The organism is Natrinema sp. SYSU A 869 (assembly GCF_019879105.1).
Lineage (GTDB): Archaea > Halobacteriota > Halobacteria > Halobacteriales > Natrialbaceae > Natrinema.
Window position 1 is genome coordinate 1771840 of record NZ_CP082249.1, and the last position, 16072, is coordinate 1787911.

General features: G+C 63.3%; 12 protein-coding genes and 4 pseudogenes. 2 read left to right on the forward strand and 14 right to left on the reverse strand.

Annotated elements, in window-relative coordinates; translation table 11 throughout:
• Window positions 1-363 precede the first annotated feature (363 nt).
• The 14 genes and pseudogenes from K6I40_RS29035 to K6I40_RS17105 all read right to left on the reverse strand — a co-directional run.
• Window positions 364-1347: pseudogene (locus tag K6I40_RS29035) on the reverse strand (glycoside hydrolase family 3 N-terminal domain-containing protein); the annotation flags it as partial.
• A gap of 89 nt (window positions 1348-1436) precedes the next feature.
• A pseudogene (locus tag K6I40_RS17045) lies at window positions 1437-2542 on the reverse strand (ABC transporter ATP-binding protein).
• On the reverse strand, window positions 2539-3678 hold the full coding sequence (locus K6I40_RS17050) for an ABC transporter ATP-binding protein (protein WP_222920181.1): 1140 nt from the start codon (window positions 3676-3678) through the stop codon (window positions 2539-2541). The pseudogene K6I40_RS17045 and the gene K6I40_RS17050 overlap by 4 nt, the downstream one beginning before the upstream one ends.
• Complete coding sequence (locus tag K6I40_RS17055; protein WP_222920182.1) at window positions 3675-4862, reverse strand: ABC transporter permease; 1188 nt, start codon at window positions 4860-4862, stop codon at window positions 3675-3677. The genes K6I40_RS17050 and K6I40_RS17055 overlap by 4 nt, the downstream gene beginning before the upstream one ends.
• Window positions 4843-5859 carry an ABC transporter permease gene (locus K6I40_RS17060; RefSeq protein WP_222920183.1) on the reverse strand — a complete coding sequence of 339 codons (1017 nt, stop codon included), beginning with the start codon at window positions 5857-5859 and terminating at the stop codon, window positions 4843-4845. The genes K6I40_RS17055 and K6I40_RS17060 overlap by 20 nt, the downstream gene beginning before the upstream one ends.
• 23 nt (window positions 5860-5882) lie before the next feature.
• Window positions 5883-7523: an ABC transporter substrate-binding protein gene (locus tag K6I40_RS17065; protein WP_222920184.1), complete on the reverse strand. Its 1641-nt coding sequence runs from the start codon at window positions 7521-7523 to the stop codon at window positions 5883-5885.
• A gap of 237 nt (window positions 7524-7760) precedes the next feature.
• Window positions 7761-8702, reverse strand: a complete 942-nt coding sequence (locus K6I40_RS17070) for a HEAT repeat domain-containing protein (RefSeq protein WP_222920185.1) — start codon at window positions 8700-8702, stop codon at window positions 7761-7763.
• A 122-nt stretch (window positions 8703-8824) separates the two neighbouring features.
• Complete coding sequence (locus K6I40_RS17075; RefSeq protein WP_222920186.1) at window positions 8825-9052, reverse strand: hypothetical protein; 228 nt, start codon at window positions 9050-9052, stop codon at window positions 8825-8827.
• A gap of 313 nt (window positions 9053-9365) precedes the next feature.
• On the reverse strand, window positions 9366-9716 hold the full coding sequence (locus K6I40_RS17080) for a hypothetical protein (protein ID WP_222920187.1): 351 nt from the start codon (window positions 9714-9716) through the stop codon (window positions 9366-9368).
• 18 nt (window positions 9717-9734) lie between these two features.
• A complete protein-coding gene (locus tag K6I40_RS17085) occupies window positions 9735-10094 on the reverse strand; it encodes a hypothetical protein (RefSeq protein WP_222920188.1) in 360 nt (119 codons plus the stop codon).
• A gap of 165 nt (window positions 10095-10259) precedes the next feature.
• Complete coding sequence (locus K6I40_RS17090) at window positions 10260-10715, reverse strand: hypothetical protein (protein WP_222920189.1); 456 nt, start codon at window positions 10713-10715, stop codon at window positions 10260-10262.
• A 504-nt stretch (window positions 10716-11219) separates the two neighbouring features.
• Window positions 11220-11834 (reverse strand): rod-determining factor RdfA, encoded by a 615-nt coding sequence (rdfA, locus tag K6I40_RS17095; RefSeq protein WP_222920190.1) that lies wholly within the window; start codon window positions 11832-11834, stop codon window positions 11220-11222.
• Between the two features lie 190 nt (window positions 11835-12024).
• Window positions 12025-12794 (reverse strand): annotated as a pseudogene (locus K6I40_RS17100) (IclR family transcriptional regulator).
• 212 nt (window positions 12795-13006) lie between these two features.
• Window positions 13007-14121, reverse strand: a pseudogene (locus tag K6I40_RS17105) (acyl-CoA dehydrogenase family protein).
• A gap of 98 nt (window positions 14122-14219) precedes the next feature.
• Here K6I40_RS17105 and K6I40_RS17110 point away from each other — a divergent pair.
• On the forward strand, window positions 14220-14384 hold the full coding sequence (locus K6I40_RS17110) for a hypothetical protein (RefSeq protein ID WP_222920191.1): 165 nt from the start codon (window positions 14220-14222) through the stop codon (window positions 14382-14384).
• Window positions 14385-14439: 55 nt separating this feature from the next.
• On the forward strand, window positions 14440-16053 hold the full coding sequence (locus K6I40_RS17115; protein WP_222920192.1) for a long-chain fatty acid--CoA ligase: 1614 nt from the start codon (window positions 14440-14442) through the stop codon (window positions 16051-16053).
• Window positions 16054-16072: the final 19 nt, after the last annotated feature.

Consider the following 16072-nt stretch of genomic DNA (forward strand, 5'->3'; position numbering starts at 1 on the left):
TTGGACCGTCGTCTCGTCGCCGGCGCGGCCCGCGATCCCCTCGAGCACCGTCGTCCCCGAGTCCGGATCGGGATCCTGCACGCTCCAGCCGCCGTACTGGTTGCACAGGGAGTCGGCGTTCGGCCCCGCGACGAGAATCGAATCGAGGTCGTCGGCCAGCGGAAGCACGCCGCCGTTCTCGAGGAGGGTCTGTGACTCGCGGGCCGCCTGGAGTGCGGCCCGCCGGTGGGCCGACGCGCCGACCGTCGTCCGAACCCGCTCGACGTCGACGTAGGGGTCCTCGAAGAGGCCGAGCGACGCCTTCAGCTCGAGGATTCGGGAGACCGCGTCGTCGATGCGCGCTTCGGAGAGGTCACCGGCCTCGACGAGGTCCCGAATGTGGGCGGTGTACTCGTCGCGGCCGATCGAGATCAGGTCGAGCCCCGCGTCAACGGCCGTTCGCGCCGAATCCCGCTGCGACGCCGTCACGCGGTGGTCCTCGTGGAGATGGTCGATCCCGCCCCAGTCCGAGGCGACGGCACCGTTGAACCCGAGCCGTTCGCGCAGGAGTTCGATGAGGTACCGCCGGGAACCGTGGGCCGGCTCGCCGTCGATCGAGTTGTAACACGGCATCACGACCGACGCCCCGGCGTCGATGGCCCGGGCGAACGGCGGGACGAACAGCCGGTGGATCGTGCTCGCCGAGCGATCCACCGCCGCGGCGTCCTCGCCGCCCGCGGGGTCGCCGTAGGCGGGGAAGTGTTTCGCCGTCGCGGCGACCCGCGGGCCGTCCGCCTCCGACTCGAGTCCGCGAACGGTCGCGCCGGCGAACGCGCCACAGAGCAGCGGGCTCTCGCCGAAGGTCTCGAAGGTGCGGCCCCAGCGCGGATCGCGAGCCACGTCGCAGGTTGGGCCGTAGTTCAGATTTGCACCCGTTGCACGCATCTCCGCAGCTGTGATCTCGCCGGCCAGACGCGCGTTCGCCGGGTTTCGGGTCGCTGCGACGCCCAGACCGTGAGGGAACACCGTCGCCCCGTCGACGTACGCGTGGCCGTGGACGGCGTCGACGGGGAGCAACAACGGGATTCCGTGGTGCGTCTCCTCTATCGCGACTCGCTGTAATCGGTTGGCGATCTCGGCGACTCGTCGGGGGTCGCGATGCGGGGAAATACCGATCCCGAATGCCGCGATCGTCCCGACGCCCTCATCGCGTACGAGCGCCGCCGTGTCGTCGACGCTCAGTTCGGTATCACCCATCGATCCGACGTACGCCCCGACGAGCTGACCAACCTTCTCGGTCAGCGTCAGGCTCTCGGGATCGGGTATCGGACAGTCGTCGCTCTCGGAAGGTCGTTCTCGACCAGTCATTCCTTCGTTTAATTGGTTCGACACCTCTTAAAATTAGGTGCTCGAGAGAAGGGACGACGCGAGTCGAATCGAACGGCGACGGAGAGCGGTCAGTCCGTAGACTGGGATGGAGACTGGGACCCACCGTCGCTCGGGTCGCCGTCGTCGGCCAGCGGCGGCGTCGACCAGTACTCGTGGTCGGAGACCTCACGGAAGCACGCTACCTCGTGGTCGTCCCCAGATGGACGGAGTCTGGGTCGGTGCGCCGGCATGCCTCGCGGGCCTCGGGACACCGTGTGTGGAACCGACAGCCGCTTGGCGGATCCGTCGGATCTGGAATGTCGATCGTTCGAACGGGCGGCTCCGCGGCGTCGGTGCCGGCGTGGAGGTCCGGCGTCGCCCACCTGAGCACCTTCGTGTAGGGGTGTTTCGGGTCGTTGATCACCCGTTCGGCGGGACCGATCTCGACCAGTTGGCCGAGGTACATCACGCCGATCCGACCGCTGGCGTGGGACGCCAGATACCGCGCGTTCGAGAGGTCATGCGAGACGAACACGAACGACGTATCGAACTGTCCCTGCAACTCGAGCAGCAGGTCCATCATCTCGACGCGCAGGGAGACGTCCAGCGCCGAGATGGCCTCGTCAGCCAAGATCAGATCTGGATCCATCAACAGCGCACGGACGAGCGCGACGCGCTGTTGCTCGCCGCCCGAGAGCTGGTGGGGGTAGCGGCCGGCGTAGTCGCTCGGCGGCGTCATCCCGACGCGCTCGAGCATCGAGAGCACCTCTCGGCGGCGGTCACCGGCGCTCATGTCGGCCTGCCAGCGTTTGAGCGGGGCCTCGAGGATCTTCAGCACCCGGCGGTTCGGGTTGAGTGCGCTCCCGGGGTCCTGATGGATGATCTGGAGCGCGCGGCGGATCTCGTCGTGGGGAATCGTCACATCACCGCGGCCGTCCTTCGTGTCCCAGACGTCCTGTCCGCGATACCGGACGCTACCGCCGGTCGGCCGCTGGAGTCCGATCGCCGTCTTTCCGAGCGTGGTCTTCCCGCAGCCCGACTCCCCGACGAGGGCGACGACGTCGTTTTCCCCGATATCCAGCGAGACGCCGTCGACGGCTCTGACGGTCTCCGGATCGCTGAACTCGAGCAGCCCCTGACTCTCCTCGAAGTGGACCTCGCACTCCTCGAGCGAGACAAGCGGCTCCCCGGTCATCGCTGCTCCTCCGTGACCGACGCCTGCGGATCCCCGTCCGCTGCGTCGACAGTGAACGGTACCTCGTCGGCCGCGTCCTGCCAGTGGAAGCACGCGGTCTCGTGGTCCTCACTGGCCTGCTGGAAGGCCGGGTCGTCGGCGACGCAGGTCTCGTCGGCGAGGGGACAGCGCGGATGATAGGAACAACCCGCGGGGACGTCGACCGGGTCTGGGGCCGAGCCCTCGATCGGTCGCATCTCGGAAAGCGGCGCGTCGAGGTTCGGCGTCGCGTTCAGCAGGGCCCGCGTGTAGGGGTGCGCGGCGCGGTGTAAGATCTCCTCGGTCGGGCCGAGTTCAATCAGTTCGAAGGCGTACAAGACGGCGATCCGGTCGGCCAGTTCGGCGACCAGCGGCAGATCGTGCGTGATGAACACCATCGTCAGATCGTACTTCTCCTGGAGGGCCTCGAGCAAGGAGAGGATCGAGCGCTGCATCAGCAGGTCCAGCGCCGCCGTCGGCTCGTCCATCACGAGCACTGCCGGCTCGAGGACGAGCGAGAGCGCGATCAGCGCCCGCTGTTGCATGCCGCCGCTGAGTTCGTGCGGGTAGGAATCGAGGACGCGTTCGGGCTCGAGGTAGAGGTCCGAGAGGAGTTCGCGGGCGCGATCCATTCCGGCCTCGACGTCGTACTCGTGGGCCTCGAGCGTCTCCTCGAAGTGCTTGCGGACCCCCATAGTCGGGTTGAACGAACTCATTGCGCCCTGGAACACCATGGAGATTTCCTCCCAGCGCAGTCCCTTCAGCGCTCGATCGCTGAGTTCGAGGACGTCGACGGGCTCGCTATCCTCGGGATAGTAGGTGATTTCGCCTGACAGGACGCCGGGGTCGACCACCGCGTCCAGCATCGACGAGGCAAGCATCGACTTGCCGCTGCCGCTCTCGCCGACGACGCCGATGATCTCGCCGCGCCGAACGTCGAGGTCGACGTCGTCCAGCACGCGAGAGACACCGCGATCCATCTCGAAGGCGACCTCGGCGTCCCGTATCTCGAGGATTCGGTCGGTCGCGCCGTCCGCATCGCGCGTTCGATCGGTCGTACTGTCTGTACCGCGTGTCGTCGTCTGCGTGTACGTGGGTTGGGTGTCTCGTTCAGTCATTGCTTATACCGGTGGGTTGACCTCGTGGTCGGTATCGTCTTCCTGGATCGTCTCGCCCTCGTGGCGGGTACGGACCCGCGGGTTGAACAGGCGGTCGGTCCCTGTGAGAGGAGGATCAGCGCCATCGACAACACGATGATCGGGAGCATCGGGAAGAGAATCATATACGACTTACCCGAGACGGACAGGGCGTTGTTGACGTTGTACGCCCAGTCGAGCATCACGCCCCAGTTCTCGGCCGTACTGCCGCCGAGTAGCCCCAGATAGTACAGCGCGATGCTGTCGTAGACGACCCGGCGAGCCGCGTAGACGAAGTTGACCGTCACGTACGGCATCAGGTTCGGTAGGATGTCCTTCCGGATGATCTGTGGGGACGAGATCCCCATTGTGCGCGACGCCTCGACGTAGGACTTCTCGCGCAGGGACAGCACCTGCGAGTGGATCGTCCGCGCGAGCCCCGCCCAGACGTTGACCGTGATGAGGATCCCGATCACGTACGGCGAAGAGGGCTGAATGATCGCCACGAGCACGACGACCAGCGGCAGGCCGGGGATCGACATCGCGACGTCGACGATCGTGTTCAGCACCGACTCGACGGTACCGCCCTTGTATCCCGAAACCGTCCCGACAACAGTCGCCATGGCCGTCGAGAAGACCCCGCCGGCGAGGATCATCTGGAGCATTCCGGGTGTCGCCCAGAGCAGCCCCGAGAGGATCCCGACGCCGTTGTCGAAGGTCCCCAGCGGGTAGCGCCAGTCCTGAAACGGTCTGACCCCCACCTGATCTTGCTCCAATGAGACCGGGCTCTGCGGTGCCTCGAGTTGCCAGGGCGAGCCGAGGAGTCGGAGCACGTCGTTCAACACGGTGTACCTCAGCTGGTGGAGCCAGACGAGGATTGCCGTCGCGACGAAGGTCGTGAGGAGGATCAACGCGACCTTCGTTCGCCAATCGGACCACGCCACTTTGAACGGGGCGACGACCGACTCCTCGAGTAGCTCGCGTGCCTGCTGACGGCGGGTAATCTCCGTGAATTCCGACTCGCCGAACATTCCGGTGGTCCCGCCGTCAGTACGCGGGCCATCGTCTGTGTGAGAGTCGCCGTGGCTCCCATCACTTCGGGGGCCGTCGTCCGTCCGGCAATCGTCGTCGGTGTGGGTATCGTCCTCAGTACGCTTCACCGTCATCACCCGATTTGATCCGTGGATCTAGCATGCTGTACGTGATATCAGCGACGAACGTCGCGATCACGACGCAGATCGTGATCACGATGAACGTCCCCATCATCAGCGGGACGTCGTTGTCGTTGATCGCCTCGAACATCCAGTAGCCGACGCCGTGGTACTGGAAGATCTGTTCCAGCACGACCGACGACCCCAGCATGAACCCGATCGAGAGGAGCAGGCTGGTGTAGAGCGGCAACACGGCGTTACGTCCGACATAGCGAAGCGCGATCCGCCGCGAGGGCAGGCCGCGGAGTTCGGCGACCCGGACGTAGTCCTCGCCGAGCGTCTGGATGCTGTTGCCCCGCATCGAGAGGGCGAGCAGTCCGTAGCCGGTGATAATATACGACAGGGCCGGTAGCGTCGCGTGTCTGAGCGCACCCGTGACGAACTCGAGGGTGAGGCCGGGGTCGACCCGTGGTGGCTGCCGCCCGCGCGGCGGGAACAGGTCGAGGATCGGTGCGTCGCTGTGGCCGACCCAGAGGATCAACAGAAACGCAGCGACGAAGTAGGGAATCGAGGTCGTGATGATGCCGACGATCGTGTTCGCCAGATCGAACGTCGATCCCTCCCGGTAGGCCATGATCGCGCCGAGAGCCAGGGAGATCGAGAACATGCCCAGCGTCGCGAGCGACATCACGAGCAGCGTCCACGGGACGGCCTCGGCGAGCGTCGTACTGACGTCTTGGCCGGCCACGAACGAGTAGCCCAGATTTCCGTCGAGCAGTTCCGACATGTACGTCACGTACGCCTCGGTCACCGACGCGTCCGGGTCGAACATGAGGCGGCTCTCGATCGATTGACGCACGACTTCCGGGTCGATGTTGCTGTTCTGGACGATCCGATCAACCATGTGATCGACGAGCGATCCTGGAACGCTCCAGGCCAGCCCGAACGCGATCGTGACGACCGCCCAGAGCGTGAACAGTGCTTGTCCGGTCCGCTTGATGTACCAGTTCATAGCAAAAACAATGTGCGATCCGGTCAGTCGTCGAACTTCAACAGCCCGGGCGAATCGTATCCCTCGAGGCTCTCGTCGATCTTGGGGAGCCACCACATCGGCCAGTAGGAGTAGAAGTGGGAAATGTCGTCATCGGGAATCTCGAATCGGGCACCGTTGACGAACGACTGCTCGTACTTCTCCATGATGTAGACGCAGGGAACGTCCTCGTTGACGACTCGGGCCAGCCGCTCGACGATTGCCTCTTGTTCGGCCTCGTCGGTGGTCGTCGCGAGTGCCTGCAGGTCCGACTCGACGTCGATCGTCTCCCCGTCGATCTCGACCTCGGTCGGGTAGTTGGCGAAGTGGCTCTCGGTGTCGCGCAGCCGATTCCGGAGGATGTAGTCGAGCGAGAAGTACGGATGGTTCATGCGGGGTGCGCCGCCCTCCGTGTGCTGGTCGATGAAGACCTCGGGGCCGGAGCCCACGTAGCTCCCGGGACCCTCGGACCGGGGATCACCGGACGCGTCCCAGCCGGTCTGGTTGAGATGGTCAACGACGGTCTGGGCGGCGTTCGCCCAGTCGGACCAGGTCTGTGGATAGGTCAGTTCGACACTGATCTCACCCATCTCGTAGCCGGCCTCGTTGAGCAGTTCTTCGGCCCGCTCCGGGTCGTGGTCGTAGACGGTGAAGCCCTCGGGTTCGGTGGATCCAAGCCAGTTCTCGACGCTCGCCCACGTGAGCCCGGTCGGCGCGGGATGGTGGCTGATCTTCGTGCTCTCGCCGACGCTCCTAATGACCGACTCGCGGTCGATCGAGTGGTAAAACGCCTGTCTGACCGCCCGCTGGTCCCAGGGTTCGACGTCGTGATCGAACCAGATTGCCATGCCGAAACCGCCCGGAACTTGGAACTCGTGGACGTCGTCGGGGAACTCCTCGAGGACGTCCGGCGGGGTAAACAGGCTGTGTTGCCCGTCGGTCTCGTTGTTGATCAGCGACTCGTGGGCAGCGTTGTTGCCGTCTCGGAACTCGACCCGGTAGCCGTCCCAGTTGTAGCGATCCGCTAGATGGTGATCGGCGTAGTCCTCGAGGCCGTCTCGAGGTTCGGTCTGGGAGTAGGTGTCGTTGTGTTCCGTCAACGCGAGCGGCCCCGACGGATCGGGGGTTTCGATATCGACGCCTGCGGGGTCGTCCTCCCAGTTCTCATCCTCGAAGTCGTCCGGCGAGTAGGCGGCTAATTCGCCCAGCAGCGCGTAATCGACGAGATCCGTGTTCGTTCCCTCGGGATAGGAGACCGTCAACTCGTAGTCGCCGGTCGCCTCGGCGTCGTCGATGAACTGCCAGATCGGCTGGTCCGCCGCCTCGAAGACCTCGAGTTGGAAGACGAGGTCGTCTGCGGTAACGTCGTCACCGTTGCCCCAGGTGAACTCCTCGGAGAGGGACAGCGCCATCTCCCCGTTGTCGTGATTCCACTCCTGAATGAGATGCGGGTGAAACTCGTCGTCCTCGATCAGGTACTGGGTCCACTGGGCGTACAGACCGAACTGGTCGTGTGGGATCTCCCAGCCGACGAGGAGGTTCCAGTGGTAGTTGCTGGCGGGAAAATCAGTCTGAGTGGCGAGGAACCAGTTGCCGTCGTCGGTGCCGCCACCGAGACAGCCGGCGACCGCGGCAACCCCCGTCACACCAGCGAACGATACGAATTCGCGGCGGGATACTATATCGCTATAGCCCCCACTTGTTGGACTGGCGACCATACATCCCTAGTCAATGACGCACATACATAAGTGTAGGGATGTATTTAATGTGAACTAGCAACCGGAGTAAATATACGTTCTGGGAGGGAAAATACATCCCGGAGTGATTATGCTGGGAATCCGCGATCCGAACGACGAGAGCACCGAACGACAGAAGATGCGATTTCAATCGGCCGACCAGTCGGTCCGCTCGGCGAGCCAGTCGGCTGTTTCCTCGGCAAGGTCGTGGAACTCATCGTCGCCCTCGTCGGCTAGTTCTCGGAGTGGTCGAATCGCGTCGGTCGCCTCGGCGAACCCCAGCGCGCGGACCGCGTGTGCGCGAACGAACTCGGCGTCGTCCGCGAGTCGGTCGATCAATGCGTTGACTGTCGGCGTCGCAGCCGTGGGATTATCCGCGGCGACGTTCGCGATGGCGTCGATGGTCGCCGCGCGAGCGAGCGGCGGGTCATTCGAGAGGGCGGGCGAAAGCTCGTCGAGACGGTCGGCGATAGCATCGGGTGCAGTCGCCGTGACCTCGACGAGTGCGTGTGCCGCGAACTCCCGTATCCCGTTTACGCGCGCTCTGTCTTTCGCGATCTCGTCTCGCCGGGACGCCAAGAGGTCCGTAATTGCGTCTCGCTGTTCACTGGGTCGCTCGCGCAGTTCCGCTGACTCTGGTGCCCAGACCGCCGGCGGATCGGCTACCACGTCGAGCAGGGCGTCCGCCGCTGGGACGAGCTCGGTCGGATCGGCCTCGAGCAACGGCGTCAACGCTCGCACCGCTCTGTGACCGGTCTGTGGCGGGTGTTCGTCGAGTTTGTCGACCAACAGCGGGAGTGCCGGACGGACTGCATCCGGATGTTCGTCCGCGACGGGTGCGAGGACGGCGGTAGCGATGCTCCCCACGACAGGAAACTCGTCGTCGAGTCGTTCGATGACACTGTCGCTGACCGCAGCGACGCGGCCCGGATCGTCGGCGGCCACGACGCGCAAGCACTGCAACGCGGTGGTGCGAACTTGCCCCTGCTCAGCATCGAGTAGTGCGACGACTGCATCGATATCGACATTCTCAGGGTCGTTCTGTGCGGTCTCGAGGAGTACCTGATCGTCCGGGGCCTGCATGGACATGGCTAACACCCATTATCGACAAGCAAAAGAATGCACCGGTCACCCGGCCGACTCGAGTCGGCACAGCGGGCGGTGGCGCGGCTGACGGTGACGTGAGAGACTGTGGCAGGAGATAGAAGACGCTACGGCGACCGTCGGTTGCACTGCCACAGGACGACGGCGAGGCCGACTCCCGTGAGCCCGAGAATCCCGAAGACCAGCAACGAGACGACGAACGCGCCCTCGGACTGCTCACCGAGTGCCATCGCCGCCCCATTCAGGACGCCCATCACGGTGACGACGACGAGCATGAGATAGAAGTACGAGGCATGGCCACAGAGGATGTCCCAGAACTCCTCGGACGCGTTCATCGTCTCACCCTCGACGGCGGACCGGTATGGCGACGCATACCTATCCTTGCCCACTCGTCAGTATTAAAACATACCGCCGCAAGAGGGATATGACCGGATAGTCGCGGTTCAAGAGAACGGCGGACGTTCCGACCACTCGCTTGAGCAGGGGCTGGCGACAACAACAACGCTCGGTCCGCGTCACGTTGTCACTACCATATAGACACAGTCACGGCAGACGACCGAGACGCCAAGTCGGCCGAGAGTGGGTAGGAAGGAACAGAACTGCACTATTTCCTCATCGCGGCCGGTTTGCCCAGTCGCGTCGTGTCCGTCAGTGGGATACGTTCTTGACGATGGCCACGTCGATCCCCGCATCGGCGAAGTGCTCCGTCCAGCGCAAGAGCGTCTCGTCGGCGGGACGACTCCCATCGCCAATCTTGAGGGTGGACGACGGCACTGGTGACGCCGACTTGCTTCGCGAGGTCCCACTGCTCGTCGGGCTCGAGCGGTAACACGAGTGAACGTTCTCTGTGAACCGCCCGTTGCATCGGCACGGAAGGGCTTCAACCTTGTCCCGGAACGCCCCGATCGATGCTGTCGCGGGGCCACCAGTGACGCGTTCACAGCTACCCGTTCGAGGGCCGTTCGCCTCGGTCTTCTCCTCGAGCGGGCGGGTTGGCACACGAGAAATCCGTCTCGATTACGGTACGATCGGTGCCAGCAATGGTTCGCGAGACACCAGGAGAACGACGTTATTGCTCGCGAAGAGGGCATACAGGACCACGACGGTCAGGACGAAGCCGACGTCGAACGGCCTCGAAAGGATATAGCCGATCACGAGCACGAACCCGGCATAGATGAGAGCCGCGAGAACGACGCCAGCGAGTCCGAAGAGGCCGTGAAGCCAAACCGTAACGGGATTGATCTCGTAGGCGTACGGGACGGTGAAAAACAGGATCGTCGCGACGAGATCGACGAACCAGACACCGAAAAACGCGGCGCGGAGGCCAGTAGTACCTGGTCGATCTAACCTGATCCCGAACGAGGACGTTTCTGCCATCGTATCTAGATCAATGCGACTCTGAGCATTACGCATTGTACTTGCTGATTCCGGCCGGTGCGATGGGTTCACAACCAGCAATAGTGGCGGGGACGCCACCGCCATGAACGGGCTCGAGCGGTGGCAAATGCCTCGCTTCGGTCGACCGTTCACACGGCGTTCGTCTCACTCATCGGCTGAGAGGCGTTGGAAATCGGGGTCGGGACACCCGTTGGGTTTCGAGGGAACGTGTCGATACGCGTGCAACTCGCCGTCTGTGGCGGCAGTCAACAAGATGTCGTCCGGCTCGATATCGTCGAACCGGTCGACTGATAATACGAGCTGCTCGACGACCGCTTCGCCGTCCTCGAGCAGGAGGACGACGTGCTCTCCGTCAACGATCCGGTCGACGACGCCGATGTACAGATCGGAGCCCTCGAGGATATCGCTGATCGCGCCATCCGCCGAAGACGTGCCGTGAGATGGGGGCCGTGTGCGCCCTGCACTCGGTGCGTGATCGGGTCGGTCAGGCAACTCCCCGGGACTCGCACCAGCGGTCGTCACTGCGGCGATCGCTCCCATGCAGAGTGCGCCGACTGTTCGGAGGACTGTCCGTCGCGGTCGTCGGGATTGATCCGACATACCATCCTTGGCCGCGGATTGACTGATAAACCCTCGGACGATCCGATCGCTCTCGCTTACCTGGTCGACCGAACCCGTCTTTCGGGCGACTTCTTTACGAAGATCTATTCAATTCTATATGTTCATAGAACTATTTTATATCCAATGTATTCTTTCCTGTACTGCATCGGTATTCGTCTGTAACTCGAAATGTGCTTGTTACCGAATCACAAGCCCATATGCTCCGCTTCGAAAGAAGATCGAAAGTTCGAGCGGCATATCTCAGGTTTTCAGTTAAGACTGGGTACAAGCGCCCCGGACCCCAATTTGAGGGAGTTCGTGAAGTTTCCGTATGATCAATGACTCCATCGTCGGCCTACAAAATTACCAGTGAGAGATATATTATGGAAATCAGAACTCGGACGAGAGCGACCGATGGGGGAGAGAGCCGCGAACTGTCCCGAACCCATAACAGCGGTACGATTGTCACGCTTTTTGACTGAGCGCTCGGACGGAGGCGAGCGACTACGGATCGCGACAGTCGCAGGCACCGGTCTCGAGCAACGTGGCGACGTCGTACTGTCGGCCACACTCCTCACAGAGGACCTGCACGTCGGCGAGGACGCGGTGTGAGCCGAGTTGTAAGTGCCCGGCGTCTCGCAGCCGAGCGAGTTTGCTCTCAGTCACGGCGACCGTCCGCTGGCGGAGGCCCTCGATCGTTCGGGACTCCGTCTCCCGGGTATTCTCGTCGGTGTCCGGGAGCGATGCGTCCCGGTAGCCCGTGAGATACGACCGGATCGCGCCGTAGGAGACGAACTCCGATCGTAGCGTCTCGACATCGATACCTGCTCGCTCGAGTCGGCGTCTGGCCGCAGTTTGCTCGCCACGGGTGCCTTCCTCCCCCTCGAGGAGGGCGTACAGCCGGCCGACGTCGTCGGTGAGTGGATCGACGTCGGCGTCGGCGAGTACGGTCCGGAGGAGTCGCTCATTGAACGACTCGGCGAGCGCCCGCAGACTCGTTCGATTCTCCGAATGAGTCCATTGCGCCTCGAGTTCGTCGCCGACGCCCTCAAGGTTGTACGTCCGGATGAGACGCAAGACTTTCGGATCCGGTCCCGGAGCCGTGTGCTGCTCGGTCATCGGATGGGACATTCCAGAAGACGATGAAAGTCGTTTCGATGATGTTTTCGATCGTTTCTCTTTCCGAAACAGACAATTCGGAAACCGAGATTTCTATCCCGATATATGGTCTCTCAGCGGTTGATACCGATCGTGCAGCTCTCACGTTCGACCTGCACGGCCAGTATTTCGCCTAGCGAAATACGATCTGTTAGCCGTACGCGAGCGTCACCTTGATCTCACCGGCTTTGTCTCGAAGCCGGGTCGGAAGCTCGTCGTGGACGCACTCGTCGGTGAACCGGCTGGTCGGCCCGAAGACGCCCAGTCCACCGAGAAATTCGTCGTCGGGCGTATAGACGGGAACGGCGACGCCCCGAAGCCCATCCATGTGTTCCTGATCATTGACTGCATATCCCCGCTCGCGGATGCCCTTGAGTTCGTCGAATAGCGCCTCGGAATCGGTGATCGTGTTCGCCGTGTTCGCCTCGAGTCCCTCCGTGTCGATGTAGTCGGCGACCGCGTCGTCATCCCACTCCGCGAGAATGACTTTGCCCGACGCCATCGAGTGGAGCGGCCGCCGGCGACCGATCATCGTGTTCGAGAGGCTGCCGTAGCGGTGGACGTAGACGGCCTCGCCGTCCTCTTCGACGACGAACACCGCGCGTTCATCGGTCGCCTGCCCGAGTTCGAACACCGCTCGCTTGGCGGCCGTGTATCCCACTCTCCGGGATCGAGCCCGTTCGCCGAGTTCAACGAACCGGAAGCCGAGGTAGTACTCCCCGTCGCGCTCGATCACGTAGCCTAGATCGGTCAGCGTCTGGAGGTGGCGATAGACGGTACTCTTGGGGAGGGTCGTCCGCTCGGTGAGCGCTGCGATCGTGACCCCTCCTCGTCTTTGAGCGCCTCGAGGAGTGCGAACGTTTTCCGCGTCGTTGAGACACCAACCCCGTCGGCCTCGGTCTCGTCCCGATCCGTACCCATATCCGGAGGTATTCACACGCCACAATCAATGTTCCGGATACTGAAACACAGGTGTCGTCAAGCGGAACGGTCGTCCCGGATTCGAGTTCGAGCGAGCGTGGCGAGGGGACGAGTCGGATGACGAGTCCGAAAGACGAACGCGGACGAGGGACGAAACGAGACAAACGGAGACGAAAAGCGAAGAAAACGGGTTGAACCGTCGGCTCGCGTCGCTACTGGTAGGCGGGGATACCGGTGAACTCCTCGCCGAGGACGAGCGTGTGGATGTCGTGGGTGCCCTCGTAGGTGTAAACCGTTTCCATGTTGGCCATGTGACGCATCGGCGAGTAGTCAGTGGTGATGCCGTTGCCGCCGAGCATCTCGCGGGCGATCCGAGACTGGTTGCGGGCCATCCGGACGTTGTTTCGCTTCGACATCGAAACGTACTGTGGTCGCATCTCGCCGCGCTCTTTGAGTTCAGCGAGCCGGTGGGCCAGCAGCTGAGCGAGCGTGATCTGGGTGCCCATCTCCGCGAGCTTGCGCTGTTGGAGCTGGAACCGACCGATCGGGCCGCCGAACTGGTCGCGGTCCTTCGCGTACTGGCGGGCCTCCTCGAAGCAGTCTCGCGCCGCGCCGACCGCGCCCCAAGCGATGCCGTAGCGGGCCTGCGTGAGACAGGACAGCGGCCCCTTCATGCCGGTGACACCGGGGAGGACGTTCTCCTCGGGCACGTGAACGTTGTTCAAACCGATCTCGCCCGTGATCGAGGCACGCAGCGAGAGCTTGTCGTCGATCTTGTTGGTCGTGACGCCGTCTCGGTCGGTCTCGACAAGGAACCCGCGAACGGGATCGTCCTCTGCCGATGTATCGCGCGCCCAGACGATGGCGACGTCGGCAATCGGCGAGTTCGTGATCCACGTCTTCGAGCCGCTGAGGACGTAGCCGTCGCCGTCGCGCTCGGCGCGGGTCTCCATCGCCGACGGGTTCGAGCCGTGTTCGGGTTCGGTGAGACCGAAACAACCGATCGCCTTGCCCCTCCCATGTCCGGCAACCACTCCTCTTTCTGTTCCTCGCTCCCGTAGGCGTGAATGGGATACATGACGAGCGCTCCCTGGACCGACGCCATCGAGCGCAGCCCCGAGTCACCTGCCTCGAGTTCCTGCATCAAGAGCCCGTAGGCCGTCTCCGAGACGTTCGGTGAGCCATAGCCCTCGAGATTGGGGGCGTAGAAGCCGAGTTCACCCATCTTCGAGATGAGTTCCTTCGGGAACGTTCCCTGCTCGAAGTGCTCTCCGATGTCGGGCTTGACATGTTCGTCGACGAATTCCCGGGCCGTGTCCCGGATCATCCGTTCTTCCTGGCCGAGGTCCTCCTCGAGCTGAACGAAATCCAGCATACGTGGACCTAGACAAATGGCACAATAGGTATTGCGATACCGGTTGTCACATGGGTCGACGTCACGACGGCGACGGGGTTCGGTTCCGAGCGGCGACCGGAGCCCGTCTCGCCAGCGACCCCGACTGGCGCATCGGCGCTCGAGTGAGCAGCGCCTCGCCATTGCCTGCGATCGTCATTGCCCGCGAGGACCAGTTTTCGGAACAACCGAAATAAATGGACTTCGAAAGTAACAACCCTTTTGTGGCCCTCAAACGACGCTACACAAGGTATGACAAATCTCGTGACTGACGTCGGCGAGACCGTGGAAGCGAACCCGGATTCGGCCGCGATCGCGTATCGGGGAACCGAACTGACCTACGAGGAGTTCTGGGAGCGAGCGGGCCAGTTCGCGCAGGCGCTCGAGGACCGCGGCATCGGCGAGGGTGACCGCGTCGGCATCTACCTGCCGAACCTGCCCCAATTCGTCACGGCCTTCTACGGCACGTTGCGCGCTGGCGGGATCATCGTCCCGATGAACCCGCAGTACAAGGCCCGCGAGATCAGCCACATGCTCGGCGACAGCGGGGCGAAGGCGGTCGTCTCGCTGGCCGACCTCGTTCCCACCGTCCTCGAAGTAGAGGACGACACCGATGTCGAGCAGATCGTCAGCGTGGGCGCGGACGCCGATGGCGCGACAGCGTTCGATGACTTCCTCGCGGACGATACGAAAGAAATCGTCGACCGCGCGGATGACGATGTCGCGGTCCAGCCCTACACGTCGGGGACGACCGGCACGCCGAAGGGCGTCCTGCTGACCCACCACAATCTGGCCTTTACGACGCGGGCTAACGCCAGCGTTCCGCCGGGCGGCTTCCAGGCCTCCGACCGACTCATCGGCACGCTCCCGCTGTTCCACATCTACGGCATGTCCGTCGTCATGAACGGCGCGATGTACAGCGGCGGCACCTACTACCCCGTCCCCGAATGGGATGCCCCGACAGTGATGAACCAGCTCGAGGACGACGAGATCACGATCATGTTTGCCGTCCCCGCGATGTTCAACGACATGATCAACCAGCCCGACGCCGACGAGTACGAGTTCGAGGCGCTGCGCTTCGCCAACTCCGGGGGCTCGAGTCTCCCCCGCGAGGTCTTAGAGCGGTTCGAGGAGCTGTGGGGGATCCAGCTCAACGAGGGCTATGGCCTAACCGAGACGAGTCCGGTCACGCACGCGAACACGAACGAGAACCGCCGGAAGGGGAGCATTGGCCAGCCACTCGAGGGCGTCGAGGCGAAGATCGTCACCGAGGAGTTCGAAGAAGTCCCGCGCGTCGAGGAGGGCCCGATCGACGAGGAGAGCGTCGCGTCGGAGACGCGACGAGGCGAAGGCGGTGACGCCGCCGGAGCGGCCGACCTCCACGAAATCACGGGCGAACTCGTCATCCACGGCCCCAACGTGATGACGGAGTACTACGGCTTGCCCGAAGCAAACGAGGAAGCCTTCACCGAGGAGGGTGGCAAACGCTGGTTCCACACCGGTGATATCGGCTACTGGGACGCGGATAACTTCTTCTACGTCGTTGACCGGGAGAAGCACATGATCGTCACCGGCGGCTATAACGTCTATCCGCGCGAGGTCGAGGAGTTGCTCTTCGAGCACGCGGACGTCGCCGACGCCGCCGTCGTCGGGGTTCCGGACGAGCGCCGCGGCGAGACCATCAAGGCCTTCATCGTTCCCACGCCTGACGCCGAGGCGACGCCGGAAGACATCAAACAGTACTGCCTGACGAACCTCGCGGAGTACAAACACCCGCGTGAGGTCGAGTTCGTCAAGGAACTCCCGCGAACGACCACCGGCAAAGTCCAGAAGTTCGAACTCCGCGACGAGGGCGGCGACGCGTAATCGCGACCCGACGAGGCGG